Here is a 16,151-nt window from a genome sequence, read left to right on the forward strand (position 1 = left end):
GAGCCAATTCTAACTATACATTAGTACTGAGGAGTAAACTACCTTGGGGCAAGCCCTCAAGGCATTCGTTGGAAACAAATTTTTAATTTCGAGGCAAGCCTCTAGGTATTATACCCTTTGGCGGTGCCAATAAAATTTTAAATAAGGTATTAAAAAAGCCTTTCAATTAAGAAAGGCTTTCCAAGCTACATTAGGTTAGATTAATGCAGTTTTATCGAAATAACGAAAATCTCTCTTAAAAGATTCGTCCAAATAATAACGCTTAGCTGTATGCTTTATTTTCTAAAGTTGAAGTTATTTTTATCGATTTTCGATTTTAGTAGACTTCATTTTTAAGATCGTTCCTCGATTAATTTTTCACGGTGTTTAATTCCCCACGAACTTAAGGCTTCTAAAATTTCAGATAAAGAATTGCTATAATCGGTAAGTTCGTACTCTATAACTACAGGAGTATCGGTATATACTTTGCGATCTACAAAGCCATTAAGTTCAAGATCTTTTAATTCTCTAGATAACATTCTGGCCGAAATATCCAAGGCTCTTTGCAGTTCATTAAAACGTTTATTTCCTTCTTTAAGTGCAATGATGATCTTAAGTTTCCATTTACCGCCAATGGCATAAAGTGCATCATCGATAGCACCCAATTTGCTTTCGCAAACCTTTTTATCTAATAATTCTCCCATTTTAAATTATACTAACAAAATGTATATCACTTACATTTAGTTTATTACTAACTTTTGTATATCAAATATACATAAATTTGAAAAAGAATTTTCAAAAAGCGTGTAAGCAAAGGCTTTTAATAAAGACTAACAATAAAAAATTGCACTACTTGGATTCATCGCAGTTTCTACGATGATCTGGTATACTAATCAAATAAAAAATTGCTATGAATAGAACTATTACCAGACAACTCCCCTATCTTATTAATAAAAATGTATACGAATCTAAAGTAGTTGAAGGAACGATCATTATGCCAGATATTAGTGGTTTTAGCCGCTTTGTTGAAACTACAGATGTAGAAACTGGTAAATTAATCACTTCTAAATTACTTAACGCCATTATTAAAAGTAATGTACTAGACCTTCAGATTTCTGAAATTGAAGGTGATGCTGTGTTGTTCTTTAAATACGGAAAAAGAATTTCAGCTAACGATATTTTGCATCAATTTTGTTTGATGAAAGAAGTATTTAATCAGGAAGTAAAATTTCTGGAAGAAGAGTTTCAGTTAAATATTGATCTCTCATTAAAGCTTATCGCACATTACGGCCCTTTAGCGCAATACAATATTGGTAAGTTCGAAAAGCTTTATGGACAAACGGTAATTGAAGCACATCAGCTTTTAAAGAATTCGGTTAATAGTAATACTTACGTGCTACTTTCAGATGCGTTACTAGATTCTGAAGAAAATTCAGAATTAAAAAAACTCAACAAATTTGTTGAAAATACGATTTGTGAAGTTTATGACGACATTAAAAAGATATGCTATACATTCTTCGATTTTGAAAATGATCTATGTAAAAAATGCATTGCTTAAGATTTTAATTCTTTAGATTAGTTATATATCGAAAAACCCTCTTTAGTCGAAACTTTAGAGGGTTTTTTTATTACATATGGAGGATTTTGAAACCTTTGCTTTCTAAGGTTTATTTCTTGTATTTCACTTTATCGAAGCCAAAATCTTTAAGATTATCGTGGCTGATCTTAATCGCTTCAAGAGGTTCTAATTCAAAAGTCATATCTTGCTCTACGATATAATATTTCATTCCAGAAGCTTTTCTTTCTTTTAGGATTCTTCCAAAGTCTATTTTTCCTTCGCCAACAGGAGCAAATTTTCCTTCTTCGTCCATGTCCTTAACATGCCATAATTTAAAACGGCCAGGATATTTATCGAAGTATGCAACAGGGTCTGCTCCCGCCTTGGTTACCCAAAATAGATCCATTTGAAAATTCACAAACTCTGGATCTGTATTTTCCAGAAAATATTCGATAGGTACGATCCCATTTTCATTTTCTTTAAATTCGAAATCGTGATTATGATATAAAAGCTCTAAGCCTGCTTTTTTACATTTTTCTCCTATAGTGTTAAAAGTTTCAACTAAAAAATCCAGATCATTGTCCATTCCCATCGTTTGGGTTTCGGCATCAAAAGTAAAACGGCCCATAGGCGGCACAGGGATCACAAAATATTTAAAACCGGCTTTTTTTACATCGGCGATCATTTGATCTACATTTTCCATAGTTACGCCACCCTGGTGTGTACTTAATGGTTTTGTATGATATTTAGCCAGTAGTTTTTTAAATTTCTTTGGCTCCATTCCGTAGAATTTACCATCGCTATAACCCGCTGCTTCAATGTATAAATAACCAATTTCTGAAACTTCGTCTATCGTCTCTTCTGGCGCCGCAGCCATCTCGTCTCTAACGGTGTATAAAGTTGCCGCTCCGTACTGGCGTTGGCCAAACATTGAAAATGATGTAAGCATTAGAAAAAATGCTCCTGCTTTACTTAAATTCTTTAAACCTGTCATTTCTTTTGTAATTCTATTTGGAGATTATTTTAACAGTATGCAAACAATACACAACTAACACTCCAATATTCTTAATATTTAGATATAATTTTGCTAAATATACAATAATTAATGTTTCAAAGAGAATCATTCGTAAAAAAAATGCCGACTTAATTATTTAACATCGGCAAAAAATTTTAGCAGCCTTAAAATTTACATTACATTTATCTCGCTTTAGGGGTATTCTGAAAGAAGAATTGAGAGAGTCCCTTTGAACCTGATGCGGTTTAAACCGTCGTAGGAAAAAGTTTGCATAGTTTAAATTCGTGCACTTGCCTTTATTTTTCTAAGCAGTTTCCCCTAAAGCCAAAAACTGACCTAATTATGAAAAATATCCTTTGGCAACATATCCAGAAAGTAAAAAAATCGGTGCCATTAATTCACAATATCACCAATTATGTGGTGATGAATAATACCGCAAATGCCTTACTGGCGGCGGGCGCTTCACCTATAATGTCTCATGCACAATCTGAAGTTGAAGACATGGTTAAAATCTGCCAGGCACTAGTAATTAATATTGGAACCTTAGATGAATACTGGAGCATTAGCATGATGAAAGCCGCAAAAAAGGCAAATGAACTTGGTAAACCCTGGATTTTAGATCCTGTTGGTGCCGGAGCAACACCTTATCGTAATGAAATTATTGCTGAACTTTTACAGCTGAAACCAACAATCATAAGAGCAAATGCTTCAGAAATTATGGCTTTGGCAAAAGCTTCCAATCTTCCAACTAAAGGCGTAGATAGCACTGCTGAAAGTACCGAAGCTATCGAAGCGGCTAAATCTTTAAATAAAGAATTTAACGCAACAGTTTGTATTTCTGGAGAGACCGATATAATTATCGATAAAGACCAAAAGCTTTCCCTAAAAAATGGTGATGCGCTAATGGCAAAAGTTACCGGTCTTGGATGCTCTGCTTCTGCTATTACGGCTGCTTTTGCTGCTATCATAGAAAACAAATTTGAAGCTACTGCCGCAGCAATGGTGCTAATGGGTGTTTGTGGCGAGATTGCCGCAAAGAATTCTGCCGGGCCGGGTAGTCTTCAATTAAATTTACTCGATAAATTATACAATATTAGCGAAGAGGAATTTCTTTCTCATTTTAAAATTAGCGAATAATGCATCCCGATTTTCCTTACCAGTTGTATCTGGTGATCGCTGAAGAAAGTTGTATGCATTTCCCATTAATTCAAGTCGCTGAAATGGCTATTGAAGGTGGCGTAGATATTATTCAACTTCGAGAGAAAAATTTAGATACTTCAGCCTTTATAAAAAAAGCAGAAGCGCTTAAAAAGATAACCGATAAATATCGAATTCCGCTTATCATCAATGATAATCTTGACGTGGCTAAAGCGGTAGATTCCTTCGGAATTCATGTGGGAAATAGTGATATACCTCCGACTGAGATTCAGCAAAAATGGGATAGAAATAAAGCTATCGGCTATTCTATAGAATACCTCGAACAGCTGGAAAACGAACAAACTAAGGTTGCCAATCATTTGGGAATTAGCCCAGTTTACAGCACTGCAACCAAAACCGATACGGTAACCGAATGGGGAATCGAAGGCATCAAAAAAATACGTGCTTTAACCCCAAAACCACTTGTGGCGATTGGGCGAATGGATGCCGGTAATGCTGCGGAAGTCATAAAAGCGGGAGCCGATTGTATTGCGGTAGTTTCAGCGATTTGTGCTTCAGAAGATCCTAAAAAAGCAGCGAAAAAAATCAAATCTCAAATTCACCAAAATCAACATGAAAACTTATAAATATCCTTCAGCACTAACCATCGCAGGATTTGATGGCAGTGGTGGCGCAGGAATACAGGCCGATATTAAAACTTTTTCGGCTTTGGGTTGTTACGCAACTTCAGTCTTAACGGCACTTCCCGTACAAAATACTACCGGTGTAAAAAATATTTTTCCTATTCCCTACCAAGCAGTTTCAGAACAAATTGATAGCATTTTTGAGGACATTTTTCCTGATGCGGTGAAAATTGGAATGGTTCATACACCAGAATTGGTAGAAACGATCGTTAGCGGACTACAGAAATATCCAAAAACACCATTGGTTTTTGATCCCGTGATGGTGGCCACCAGCGGACATAAATTAATCGAAGACGAAACTATAAAAACGATTGTCGAAAAGTTATTTCCGTTAGCAGATGTGATCACACCAAATATGGATGAGGCCGCTGTTCTTGCAAAAATGAAAGTAGAAAGTTTGGACGATATGAAAAAAGCAGGCGAAAAAATAATGAATCTTGGCTGCAAATCTGTTTTGATGAAAGGCGGACACCTAAAAACCGATAAAATCACCTCACTTTATTTTGCTGAAGATGGGCAGGTTCATTCTTATGAATTTGAGAAATTCAGCACTAATAATACACATGGCTCTGGTTGTACCTTATCCTCTGCTATTGCTTCTTTTTTGGCAAGAGGAAAAAACCTGCTGGAAGCCGTAAAATTGGGACAGGATTTTGCGCATAACGCCATTAACTACGGAAAAGACGTAAAAACAGGAGAAGGAAATGGTCCTTTAAATCACTTTTTTAACCCACAAAAATTAATAAAAAATGAGCTGGAGTAAAGAAACCTGGCAAACGATAAGCCCAATTTACGACCGAATCATAAAAATGCCTTTTATTACTGAATTGATGGATGGTAGTTTGCCATTAGAGAAATTTCAGTTTTATATGAGTCAGGATTCGGCTTATCTTGAAAATTTTGGAAGAGCCCTTGCGTTAATCGCCGCCAGAGCTTATGATACCGAAAATACATTGGCCTTTCTTCAATTCGCAGAAAATGCAATTATTGTAGAAAATGCTTTGCACGAATCTTATTTTAAAGAATTTGGGGTTTCAGAAAAAGCGATCATTCAACCGGCCTGCCACCATTACATCAATTTTCTAAAAAGTACGGCTGCTTTAGAGAATCTTGAAGTGGCTATGGCTGCAGTGCTGCCATGTTTTTGGATCTATAAAGAAGTTGGAGATTATATTTACGAGAATCAGCAATCTGGAGAAAATCCTTATCAGGCATGGATAGATACTTACGCCGGCGAAGAATTTGGTGAAGCAGTAGAAAAAGCTATTGCAATTTGTGACGAGCATGCGGCTAAAACAACACCGCAAGTCCGCACAAAAATGACTGAAGCATTTATTAGCGCCTCACATTTAGAATATCACTTTTGGGATGCGGGATATACTTTGCGAACCTGGTAGTTAATCAAGCTCTTTTAATAATAGAACAGGGACAGCTGGATCGAATTCAATATCATCACTTTTAGACTGTAAAAACAGTTTAGAGAAAAATCCCTGCTTTCTTTTATACAAGGCTAGCATGGTGCTTTGCCTGCTCTCAATAAATAAATGAATCCCGGTAGAGGCCGTTGTTTTAGTAAGCCTGTGGAAGGTATTTTTTATTGCTGAAAAGTGTTCTTTTAAGTCTTGTTGAAGGTTTTGCTGCTCCTCGCTTAATCCTTTGCTATCACTATCGATGTAGAGAATACGAATTGGCGAAACAGAATTTGAAGCCAGATCTTTTAATGGCACCAGTTCTTTTTCCTGAAATGAGAATCTAAGTGTTGTAGGAAATACAATTTCGTTTACCGATTGCTCGGTAAGTTCAAAATCTGCAGGGATAAAAAGCATGGCACAATTTTGTAAAGAATCGGCTATTTTTGATAATTTCGACTTATAGGAGCTGTGAATATTTACGTTAGCACCTTCAGCACCTAAAAGAACAAGATCTATAGACCTAGTATTTACGATCTCCTGTACCATATCTTCAAAATCTCCTTCTAAAGACAAAGTCTCAAATTCGTGATTCTGGTTCTCTTTTCTAAAACTTAATCCTTGCAGCATTCTTTCCAGGCCATTCTTGGACGTTTCTTTTGCGTCAACATCTTCTTCAATTTTAATACCTGGAATACGATCGCTAATTCCACGACCATCATCGTAAACATTCAGCAAAATAAAATTACACGGAATGCTTTTGTAAAGTTTTAAACCAAATACTAAAGCATTCCATGCGTGTTTTGAAAAATTGGTAGGCACCAAAATCTGCTTTTCCATAGATTCAGAATTTTATGACCAATTTACAAAGAAGAATTTCAATAAGATATTAGTTAAAAAGCTTTATTTATTCTGAAGCTTCGGTTAAATTTTTATTGTTCAATACATCCTTAGGTAGTACACCGTAGCGCCGCTTAAATATCTTCGAAAAATAACTTCTGCTAGATAAGCCTAGTTCGTAAACTACTTCTCCTACCCCTTTTTCGCCGCTTAAAAGCATGTTCATTGCCCGCGTTAAACGTACGTCGCGAATATAATTATTTACGGTTTTTCCATAAACTTCCTGAAAACCATCCTGAAGTTTATTCACATTAATACCTCCTATTTTGGCAAGTTGCTGAACTGTTCCTGTGTTAGAAATATTCTCGTTGATGTGGGTAACCGCTCTTTCTATTGCTCGTAGATCACGCTTTTTAAGACGTGGTTCATGCATTTCTGGACCTTCTCTAAACTGAAGTAACATATGAGAAAGCACCTCTAAAGCCTTACCGCCCAAATAGTTTATACGAGGAAAACCTTCTACGCCACAATCTTCGATCTCTCGAATCGTGTCCATAGTTCTTAAACCATAACTACCGGTTTGGAAGATTTCATTTTCAGCATTAATATCCCCAAAGAGTCTAAAATAATTTTCCTCGATCTCATTGAGGTCGAAAGAAAGATAGTTCTGAAATTTCTTACGATCAATTTCCAGATAACAAATCTTAACTCTTTCCCCAGCATTAAACTGAAAACATTGGGTGCCATTAGCTAAAGTTGCCGCAATTAAATGCTGGTGATTTTTAAGTTCACAGCCTTTTTCATCCTTAAAGTAAGCGTTTAAGGTTCCTTCTACACAATAGATAAAACGTATTGGGTTTACGCTTGGATGATAAATTCGAAGACAGGTATCTTCATCAAATTTTAGATTAAAACCATATAAACCTATTCCATTCGGAAAATTTATACAGCTTACTTTACCACTTCCCAGATCTAAAGGAATATTTACTGTAAACTCTCCTAAATTACTCTTAAATCCTATCCCCAGCTTCTCAGCAAGCTGCGGCACGAAATCTTCGACATCATTCAACCTTAAATGATACGTATTCATTGCTATGCTTGATTTTTAAAACATACTAAAAACACTAAATTTTTCGAATTACTCTAAAAAATTAATGCATTCAGAGAAAAAAATTGGTTAAACTTTTATTAAAAAATTTAATTGAGATCATAGTCTTATCGATACAGCACATTTTCACTTTTAAATTTATCAAATTAGAGTGAAAAGTTTCGCGAAAATTAATTAACTTAAGAAATCAAATTTTTGAGCTTTCGACAGGTTGATCATTTTTCATGATCATTGACCAAAAACTATCGATAAATCGATAGTTTTACGACTTAACCTAAACCTACCAATTATGAAAATCGCAATTATCGCCGATCATCGCCATGCACTAAAAAAACCATACGGTGGCGGTCTTGCCATGGTTACCCATAAGATCGTACAAAAGTTATCTGAAAAAGGAATTCAGGTAGATGTGTACGCAAAATCTGGATCTGAATGCCAAAACCTTCATGCTTTAGACGATCATTTCGCAGAGGGCAGCCCCTTTTCCTGCATACGTTCAGAGAATTACAATCCCATAGAGATCAAAAATGCTATTATTTATGCTGAAATTTTTCAGGATTTGGAGCGTAACGAATACGATATAGTACACAATCATTCTTTAAATTACCTACCAATCATTTTAGGAAATAGACTTAAAACTCGGTTTGTAACCACACTACACACTATGGCTTTTCCTGAAATAAAATTTGCCCTGGATTATATCAAGGAGGAATCTCACCAGGAATTTATAGTCGTAAGCGAGTCTTTACGTGATCAATATTCTAAGTTTTTAAATTTCCCTAAAGTAATTAGAAATGCGATCGATCTCAACGACTGGAAACCAAACTTTGAAACCAATAACGAATATTGCATGTGGTTTGGCTCTATCTGCAAAGAGAAAGCTCCGCATTTAGCTATCGAAGTTGCGATCAAAGCCAACAAACCTATCATTTTAGCCGGTCGTGGTAAAAATAGTGAGTATTTTGAGCGTTTTGTCGCGCCGTTACTTAAAAATCCATTAGTATCTTATGTTGGCGAACAAGATCGCTCGCAAATTAATCGATTATTAAGAAATGCATCTGCATTATTATTTACCAGTGTTTGGGACGAGCCATCTGCATTGGCCATTTCAGAAAGTCTGGCTTCAGGAACTCCGGTTTTAAGCTGGGATAAAGGTGTAGCTTCAGAAATAATAACCGAAGAAGTTGGGCAAATTTGCGAACCCATAGACACCAACGCAATGGCCGAGGCTCTTAAGAATATCGATAAATTCGATCGAAAGGCCTGTAGAAAATATGCTGAAGAAAACTGCAATATCGATAATATGATTGAAGAATATATCCAATTTTACGAAAGCCTGATCGAGGAAAATGCTGAAGTTTATTAATCAAGTTCAAATTAACCTGTAGGTAATATTCAGCTCAATTTTTGGTTGTATACTCGCATTAAAATTCAACGAAAATGAAGCGAATTTCGCTACTATTGATTTTGATGTGCAGTCTTTTAAATGCTCAGGAAAATACTAAAATTGCCTTTGTTGCAGATATTCATTTATTGGATATTTATGCCGAATATGAAAACTTTGAAGGCTTACCAGTTCCCGGCCAAGACAAAAAAGCTAAGATAAGAAGCATGAATGCCCAGTTGCATTCTACCCGATTATTTAATGAAAACTATTTTGTGCTGAAAGCGGTGCTGGATGATATAGCTGAACGCGGAATTAAACTGGTCGCTTTTCCCGGCGATTATACCGATGATGGCCAACCATTAAATATCGAAGGACTGACTAACATTCTAAAAAAATACGAGCAGAAATACGGAATCTCATTCTTTATCACCACCGGAAATCATGATCCCGTTGCTCCTTTTAATACGCCTGGTGGTAAACGTGATTTTTTAGGCGAATACGGTAAAGAGCAGGCTATTTTTAGTGATGTCTCTTTTTTATCTTCTGAAAAACAAAATGAAGTTTTAACCGAACCAAAATTAGAAAAAGCAGGCTATGATTTTATACTGAATAATTTAGCCGATTTTGGGTTCTTTCCGAAGCAGAAAAATATATACTGGGAATCGCCATTTTCAACTTATAATTATTCCGATTACACTTTTAAAAAATCTGAAAAAGAAGCCGAATTATCTAACCGACTGTACGCTGTAAATGATAGTATAAAAATTCCCGATGCTTCCTATTTAGTTGAACCCATTGAAGGCTTATGGCTTTTAGCGATCGATGGAAATTCTTATTTACCAAGAAATAATGGTGGGTTTAGCAGTGCAAGTATTGGTTACAATCAAACGATAGATCATAAAACTCACTTGTTCGATTGGATAAAAAAAGTGGCGCAAAATGCACAAAATCAAAATAAACAACTGGTCGCTTTTAGTCATTATCCGGCAGTAGATTTCAATGAAGATGCCTCTCCCGAATTAGAAGATTTCCTCGGAAAAAATAAATGGCAATTAGAACGTGTTCCAGAAGAACGCATCGCCAAAACTTTGGCAGAAGCCGGAGTGAAACTACATTTTGCCGGCCACATGCATATTAATGATACCGGAAAACGTGACTACGGAAACGGAAATTTCCTCGTAAATATCCAAACGCCATCTTTGGCCGCTTACATTCCCGGTTATAAAATTCTAAAATTGAATAAAAATTCTGCAGAAGTTAAAACAATTGCGATCGATGAAGTACCAAGATTCGATGAATTATTTCCGCTTTATAAAATGGAGCACGATTATCTTACAAAATCGAATCTAGAAACCTGGAATATCGATATTCTAAACAGTAAAAATTATCACGACTTTACCGAATATCATCTTGAAAACCTGGTAAATCTCCGATTTATCCCGAATGACTGGAACGCAGATTTCTACGATTTTTTATCGAATCTTAGCGCCGAAGATCTATGTAAAACTGTGGCTGAAAATCGACAAAATGAAACAGAATTTTCAGAATGGAGAGGTAAAGATATGATCCTGGATTTCTACAAGATCAGAAATGCCGATAAACTTGCTTTTGCAGATATTCCTTCTAAACGATTAGAAGAATATAGACTAATTATCGAAGCCTCGAAAACAAATCAGCTTTCAAAAAGTGAAAATAAAAATGCTCAAAAACTAAGTCAGTTTTTGAGCATTTTCGATAAGTTTTTAAATGGTTTACCTGCCAATCATTTTAAGATCAACCTTGAAACCGGGGAGATTATTTCAATTAATAATTAACAGTAAACAATTATCAGTTTTCTTTTCTAAATTGTCATTTCGAGCGAAATGAAATGTAGTCGAGAAATCTATTTGGATTGGCATTTCTCAATTACCAGTTTTTGTCACTTCGAGTAGCAAATTTTGGAGTGGAACGGAGAAATTTGTTGTATCGAGAAGTCTTTTTCAGTAAGCAGTGAACAGTCTCAATTTACAGTCCAAAAGTTCTCGATACAATTTTAATTCCGCTAACGCTACATCAAAATCACTCGAACTGACATTCTTTGTTAATTCAAAATTCAGCATTCAAAATTCAACATTTCTAGTCTAACTTCTAAAAGCAAAGCGATCTAAAATCTAACACCTACTCTACTGCTTTTAAAATTCGATGAAAAACGGCTGTATTTTCGTAAACCCCGTTGAATAATTCAGATCCTGGACCGTAGGAAAATAACGGAATCATTGTCCCGGTATGATCGTGCGTTAAAAATCCGCCTTCTATTTGTCCTTTTTCAAGATCGCCCTTCATAATCGCAAACCCTGAAGTTTCGTGATCTGCGGTGATAACTACCAGCGTATTTTTATTTTGATCGGCTACTTTTAAAACTTCAGCGATGGTTTTATCAAAATCCAGCATTTCTTCAACAATTCCGCTTGCGTTATTAGTATGCCCGTTTTTATCGATTTTCGCTGCTTCGATCATTAAAAAATATGGTTTATCCTGATTTTCTAAATTCTGAAGTACTTTTTTTACATGCTCTGGAAATTGATCTCCACGCACCGATGCATCTGCTAATCCGTTTTCAGAAAGGAAAACGGCTGTCCGTTTTTCAAAATCATTAAATTCTGAAATATCTTTTTGAACAAATTCCTTTTCAATTTTCGCATAATCTGAAGCTCCCGCCGATAGGAAAAAATCGACTTTACTTTTATTCAAATCCTCTAAAATCGCTTCACTATCGTCGCGTTCTACCACATGCGAAAAAAAGGAAGATGGCGTTGCACCGGTCACAAAATCGGTTGTAATAATTCCGTTTAAATAAGCTTTTTCAGCAAAAATTTCCGTCAGATTCTTTAAATCTTGTCCATTTTTATCGGTTCCAATTGCACGATTATTGGTTTTTTCTCCCGTTGCCATCGCCGTTGCTCCGGCGGCAGAATCAGTTACCAAATCATCGAAACTCGAGGTTTTAACCAGTCCGAGATTTCTTAATTGTGTAATCGTCAATTCTCCTCTATTGGCAAAAGCTGCAGAAGAAATCTGGCTTAAACCATTTCCATCACCAATCATTAAAATGATGTTTTTTGGACGCGTATTTTTATCGAAATCAAACTTTGGTTTATAAACCGAAATTGGAGAGTTTAGCTCAAATTTTCTAGCATCTAAAGTTTCTAAATAAGTGGCTGCTTCAGCTGGTTTATCGGTATTAATAAAATCTACACCCATCGCGGCGAAACGGCTCCAGGTTGTTTTGGTATCTGGCGCTCCCCAAAATCTAAAAGACTTCCCGGCATCGTGCGCTTTTTTAATTACAGCTTCCACCTTTTCGAGTTCAGGCGCTGTAATTCTTCCCAATCCATTCCAAACCGAATAATCCCTAAAATTCTGACTAATAAGTGCGATTTTGCTTAAATCTGCTTCGGCTAAATTTGATACATCCTGATGATCAAATTCGATAAAATCTGGAAAACTTGCATAATCTGCCGGTTTTGGTCTGTTTCCAGAAATTACGAATGTAATTTTACTGTTATTGGTTAATTCTGGATAAGATTTTAAAGTTTCAACCAGTTTTTTTAGGCTTGGTTTCGCTTCAGATTTTAGATCAATCAATACCTGAATTTCTCTAAGTTTTCCAGCTTTCGCCAATTCAGAAAGTGGTTTTAAATATAGATTTTCAAGTGTTAGATCAGTTTTTATCTCTTCTTCAGCATGTGTGACGAATAATTCGTCATTTTTCAGAAAAATATCGGCTTCGATCGATGATGCACCATGAATATAAGCTTTCCAAAACGGAAATTCCTGTGCATAATCATTATGAGAATGTAATTTATAATTGCTTTGCGCGCTTAGATTTCCGCAGAAAAAAAGTATCGCTAAAACAACGAATATTGGCTTATAACAATTAGTTTTCATTGATGGCCTGCATTAATTTATGATAAATTTCGTTATTCTCGTAAATTCCTCTAAACAGTTCTTCGCCTTTTCCTTTTGCAAAAACAGGAACCAGCTCTGTACTATGCTGATCTGTATTAAAATAAACCTGAACCTGCTGCGGAATTTCTTTTCCGTTCTCGTCATAAGATTTACCAATGCTCACACCTCCAGTTTCATGATCTGCAGTAATCACCAAAAGTGTATTTGGATGTGATTTCACAAAATCGAGTACCACACCAATCGTTTTATCGAAATCTAAAACCTCCTGAATCATCATCTGATCGTCTTTTGCATGGCCTCCCCAATCGATATATGATCCTTCGATCATTACAAAAAATGGCTTTTCATTGGCTTCAAAATAATCGAATGCTGTTTTAGCAGCATCACCAAGAAAATCGCCACGGCCTTCGGTTTTAGATGGTAAACCTTCTTCAGAAAGTAAATACGCATTACGGCGTGAATAATCTGGTTTACTTAATTCTAAAGTATCTAACTTATAATTCTTAGCCGTCAAACTATCGTATAGATTAAGACCATCTTCCCTGTTTTGGAAGTATTTTTTACCACCACCTGCAAAAAAATCAACCTCAGCTTCTACCAGTTGTTTGGCAATATCTTCGTGCATATCACGATCTTCTACATGAGCATAATAAGCAGCCGGAGTAGCATGTGTGATCGAAGTTAAACTAATTAGCCCGGTTTGGTAATCTTGCTCTTTTAACTGCTCTAAAATTGTTGGAAGCGCTACCGAATCTTTAGAAACACCAATCGCTCTTTTATAAGTTTTTTCGCCCGTTGCAAAGGCCGTTGCGCCAGCAGCAGAATCTGTAATTAAATGGCTGGTGCTGCTAGTTCGGCTAAGACCAATACTTTCAAATTGTTTAAAATTAGGGGTGTTTTCGCCAAAATAAAATGCACTTGATACCTGCGGAATTCCCATCCCGTCGCCAACCATAAAGATGATATTTAATGGTTGGTTCTCGGTAACTTCAGTGGTATTGTTTTCTTTTTCTTCGGAAGTTTTTCCGCAGCTCATCGCGATCGAAATTGCTGAAAAAGCGATGATCTTTTTTATATTTTTCATTAGAATAAATTCAGAATTAATTATTTGATTTTGAGGTATTTTCATCTTCGGAATGCTTTGCGTTGCCTTTTTAAAATATTTCTATGGAAAATTTGTCATCCTATTTTATAAAAATAGCGGCAGAAGATCTGAAGATCCTCTACCGCTTACAACACAATTAAATTCAAATTAATATCCAGGATTCTGTACCAGGTAACCTTCTACATTCGACGCTCCATCGATCGCTTCTTGCGGAATTGGGAAAAGTCTGTGATTTGGATCACTATCAGACTTCGAGGTCCATGAATTTTCGTAAGTTCCAAATCTAATTTGATCCTGACGGCGATGCATTTCCCAGTAAAATTCAAATCCTAATTCTCTGTATAAAGTTTCAAGATCGATAGATGCCAAAGCAGCCGGAGTTTGATCTGGTCTTGCATCACGAGAAGTTCTTACGGTATTTACATCTTGTAACGCACCTTCATTATCTCCCATTCTTAACTTAGCTTCAGCTCTCATCAAATAAACATCTGCCAAACGAAGTAAAACAAGATCTACACTACTGTAATTGTTACCATCGTCTGATGTTTTACTGAACTGCCATTTTGCAAATCTGTAACCACTTGCATAACCAGCACTTCCATCTAAACTAATATCTAAAGTATGATCTACGTAGTAAACGATATCTTCTGGATCTGAACCATTTTCACGAGCTTCAGCTAAAGGATAAATTCTGTACCCAGAATTTCCATTCGCATCTGTACCTGTCATAAAGCTACCAGATCTATAATTCTCTTTTCTAGGCGCCCACATGGTTCCACGAATGATTCCGCGGTCTATTTCAAAATCTGAATCTGCGATATAATAGTGATCACGATCACTTTGTAAACCTAGCGTATCATTTACATACGGAGTAAGATTTGAGATATCTTCAAGCGCTGCCGGAACCTGAGCATTTTTCTGATAAAATCTAGCATCTGCATCGGCAGGATCTGTATCGCCATAAGCATCAACCCAGGTTTGGTAAAAATCTGGATTCATTGCAGGACCATCTGTACCATCCATACTTAAATAGAAATCACCCGGTCTTGGGAATAGTGAACCAGACATCGACCAATAAGCCCAACGGTTGTGGTCGTTGTTTAAAACTCCGCGTAAATCCAAAGCAAAGATTAACTCTGCATTATCGTGATTTTCGTCACTAAAAAGATCAAAGTATTCTGAAGATAAAGAGTAACCGCCATCATTAATAATATTATCGGTATACTCTACCACTCTTTGCATATCGGCATCAGTAAAATTAGGAGTTCCATAAGGATCTCTATATACCGCTGCATTTAAATAAAGTTTTGCTAAAAATCCATAGATCGCATCTTCAGTCATTCTACCAGGTCCACGATCGTTATTAATATTTTCTAGCGCAGCTAAAAATTCGGTTTCGATATAAGCAATAGCTTCTTCTCCTCTTAAAATTTCAGAAGTTTGTGAAGTGGTTTCTTTACCAAAAGCCAGCCCCCAACTATCTAAAAACAACATATTTTCGTAAGCTCTTAAAGCTCTCATTTCAGCTAAAGCCTGAATCGCTTCAGCATCACCATTTTCAGCAAGTGGAGCGATAACATCAATCGCAGCGATGGTTCTAAATAACGCAGTGGTTAGGTAGCTCCACGCTCCTGTTACCAAGCTATTGTTTGAAGACATTAAATGTCTATGAGCAGTGGTGTACGTGTCGTTATCTGCCCATTGCGTGCCCCCTAAACCAGTTCTTGGAGGAAGAATTGCTTCGTCTGAAGGAATTTCCTGTAGACCAAAATATCTTGTGTGTCTAAAAGTTTGTGGAAGAATCCCATAAGCCGCAGCCATAGAACCTGAAACTGGCTCTACAAGACCATCAGATCCGGTTAGTGATTCGTCTAATATTTCTTCTTCTAAATCTGTACAATTTGTAAATACCAATGCACTTAGCCCGGCAAATACAGTTAGAATTCTATGTTTCATCTTTA

At 36.2% G+C, this 16,151-nt stretch carries 14 protein-coding genes and 1 riboswitch; of the genes, 7 read left to right on the forward strand and 7 right to left on the reverse strand.

The features are described 5' to 3' along the window. Positions 1–332: 332 nt before the first annotated feature. Positions 333–683: a winged helix-turn-helix transcriptional regulator gene (locus tag BM201_RS08170; protein WP_084841523.1), complete on the reverse strand. Its 351-nt coding sequence runs from the start codon at positions 681–683 to the stop codon at positions 333–335. A gap of 206 nt (positions 684–889) precedes the next feature. Between BM201_RS08170 and BM201_RS08175 the strand changes: the two genes are divergently transcribed. Further along, on the forward strand, positions 890–1,537 hold the full coding sequence (locus BM201_RS08175) for a DUF2652 domain-containing protein (protein WP_092541456.1): 648 nt from the start codon (positions 890–892) through the stop codon (positions 1,535–1,537). Between the two features lie 109 nt (positions 1,538–1,646). On the opposite strand, the gene BM201_RS08180 is transcribed toward BM201_RS08175, so the two are convergent. After that, entirely contained in the window at positions 1,647–2,531 is an 885-nt protein-coding gene (locus BM201_RS08180; RefSeq protein WP_092541458.1) for a sugar phosphate isomerase/epimerase family protein, read from the reverse strand. Between the two features lie 205 nt (positions 2,532–2,736). Then, a riboswitch (TPP riboswitch) is annotated at positions 2,737–2,831 on the forward strand. Between the two features lie 63 nt (positions 2,832–2,894). Between BM201_RS08180 and thiM the strand changes: the two genes are divergently transcribed. Genes thiM through tenA form a run of 4 tightly spaced genes read left to right on the forward strand, consistent with a single transcriptional unit; the run spans position 2,895 to position 5,790 of the window. Further along, the gene (gene thiM, locus BM201_RS08185; protein ID WP_092541460.1) at positions 2,895–3,689 is read left to right on the forward strand and encodes a hydroxyethylthiazole kinase; all 795 of its coding nucleotides are present in this window, start codon (positions 2,895–2,897) and stop codon (positions 3,687–3,689) included. Next, on the forward strand, positions 3,689–4,336 hold the full coding sequence (gene thiE / locus BM201_RS08190) for a thiamine phosphate synthase (protein ID WP_092541462.1): 648 nt from the start codon (positions 3,689–3,691) through the stop codon (positions 4,334–4,336). The genes thiM and thiE overlap by 1 nt, the downstream gene beginning before the upstream one ends. Continuing rightward, positions 4,323–5,156 (forward strand): bifunctional hydroxymethylpyrimidine kinase/phosphomethylpyrimidine kinase, encoded by an 834-nt coding sequence (thiD, locus tag BM201_RS08195; RefSeq protein WP_092541464.1) that lies wholly within the window; start codon positions 4,323–4,325, stop codon positions 5,154–5,156. Before thiE ends, thiD begins: the two co-directional genes overlap by 14 nt. Further along, the gene (tenA, locus tag BM201_RS08200; protein WP_092541465.1) at positions 5,143–5,790 is read left to right on the forward strand and encodes a thiaminase II; all 648 of its coding nucleotides are present in this window, start codon (positions 5,143–5,145) and stop codon (positions 5,788–5,790) included. Before thiD ends, tenA begins: the two co-directional genes overlap by 14 nt. Here tenA and BM201_RS08205 read toward each other — a convergent pair whose 3' ends face one another. After that, on the reverse strand, positions 5,791–6,642 hold the full coding sequence (locus BM201_RS08205) for a universal stress protein (protein WP_092541467.1): 852 nt from the start codon (positions 6,640–6,642) through the stop codon (positions 5,791–5,793). Between the two features lie 67 nt (positions 6,643–6,709). Next, positions 6,710–7,732, reverse strand: coding sequence for a helix-turn-helix transcriptional regulator (locus BM201_RS08210; protein ID WP_092541469.1), 1,023 nt, complete (start codon positions 7,730–7,732; stop codon positions 6,710–6,712). A gap of 307 nt (positions 7,733–8,039) precedes the next feature. Between BM201_RS08210 and BM201_RS08215 the strand changes: the two genes are divergently transcribed. Both BM201_RS08215 and BM201_RS08220 read left to right on the forward strand, forming a co-directional pair. Beyond that, positions 8,040–9,116 (forward strand): glycosyltransferase, encoded by a 1,077-nt coding sequence (locus BM201_RS08215; RefSeq protein WP_092541471.1) that lies wholly within the window; start codon positions 8,040–8,042, stop codon positions 9,114–9,116. Between the two features lie 74 nt (positions 9,117–9,190). Further along, the gene (locus BM201_RS08220) at positions 9,191–10,951 is read left to right on the forward strand and encodes a metallophosphoesterase family protein (protein WP_092541473.1); all 1,761 of its coding nucleotides are present in this window, start codon (positions 9,191–9,193) and stop codon (positions 10,949–10,951) included. 343 nt (positions 10,952–11,294) lie between these two features. Here the strand turns inward: BM201_RS08220 and BM201_RS08225 are convergent, their stop codons facing one another. The 3 genes from BM201_RS08225 to BM201_RS08235 all read right to left on the reverse strand — a co-directional run bounded on the left by BM201_RS08225 (position 11,295) and on the right by BM201_RS08235 (position 16,146). Continuing rightward, positions 11,295–13,064: an alkaline phosphatase gene (locus tag BM201_RS08225; protein WP_092541475.1), complete on the reverse strand. Its 1,770-nt coding sequence runs from the start codon at positions 13,062–13,064 to the stop codon at positions 11,295–11,297. After that, positions 13,054–14,169: an alkaline phosphatase gene (locus BM201_RS08230; protein WP_092541558.1), complete on the reverse strand. Its 1,116-nt coding sequence runs from the start codon at positions 14,167–14,169 to the stop codon at positions 13,054–13,056. Before BM201_RS08230 ends, BM201_RS08225 begins: the two co-directional genes overlap by 11 nt. Positions 14,170–14,337: 168 nt before the next feature. After that, complete coding sequence (locus BM201_RS08235) at positions 14,338–16,146, reverse strand: RagB/SusD family nutrient uptake outer membrane protein (protein WP_092541477.1); 1,809 nt, start codon at positions 16,144–16,146, stop codon at positions 14,338–14,340. Positions 16,147–16,151: the final 5 nt, after the last annotated feature.

This window comes from Zunongwangia mangrovi (assembly GCF_900112105.1).
GTDB classification, from domain to species: Bacteria; Bacteroidota; Bacteroidia; order Flavobacteriales; family Flavobacteriaceae; genus Zunongwangia; species Zunongwangia mangrovi.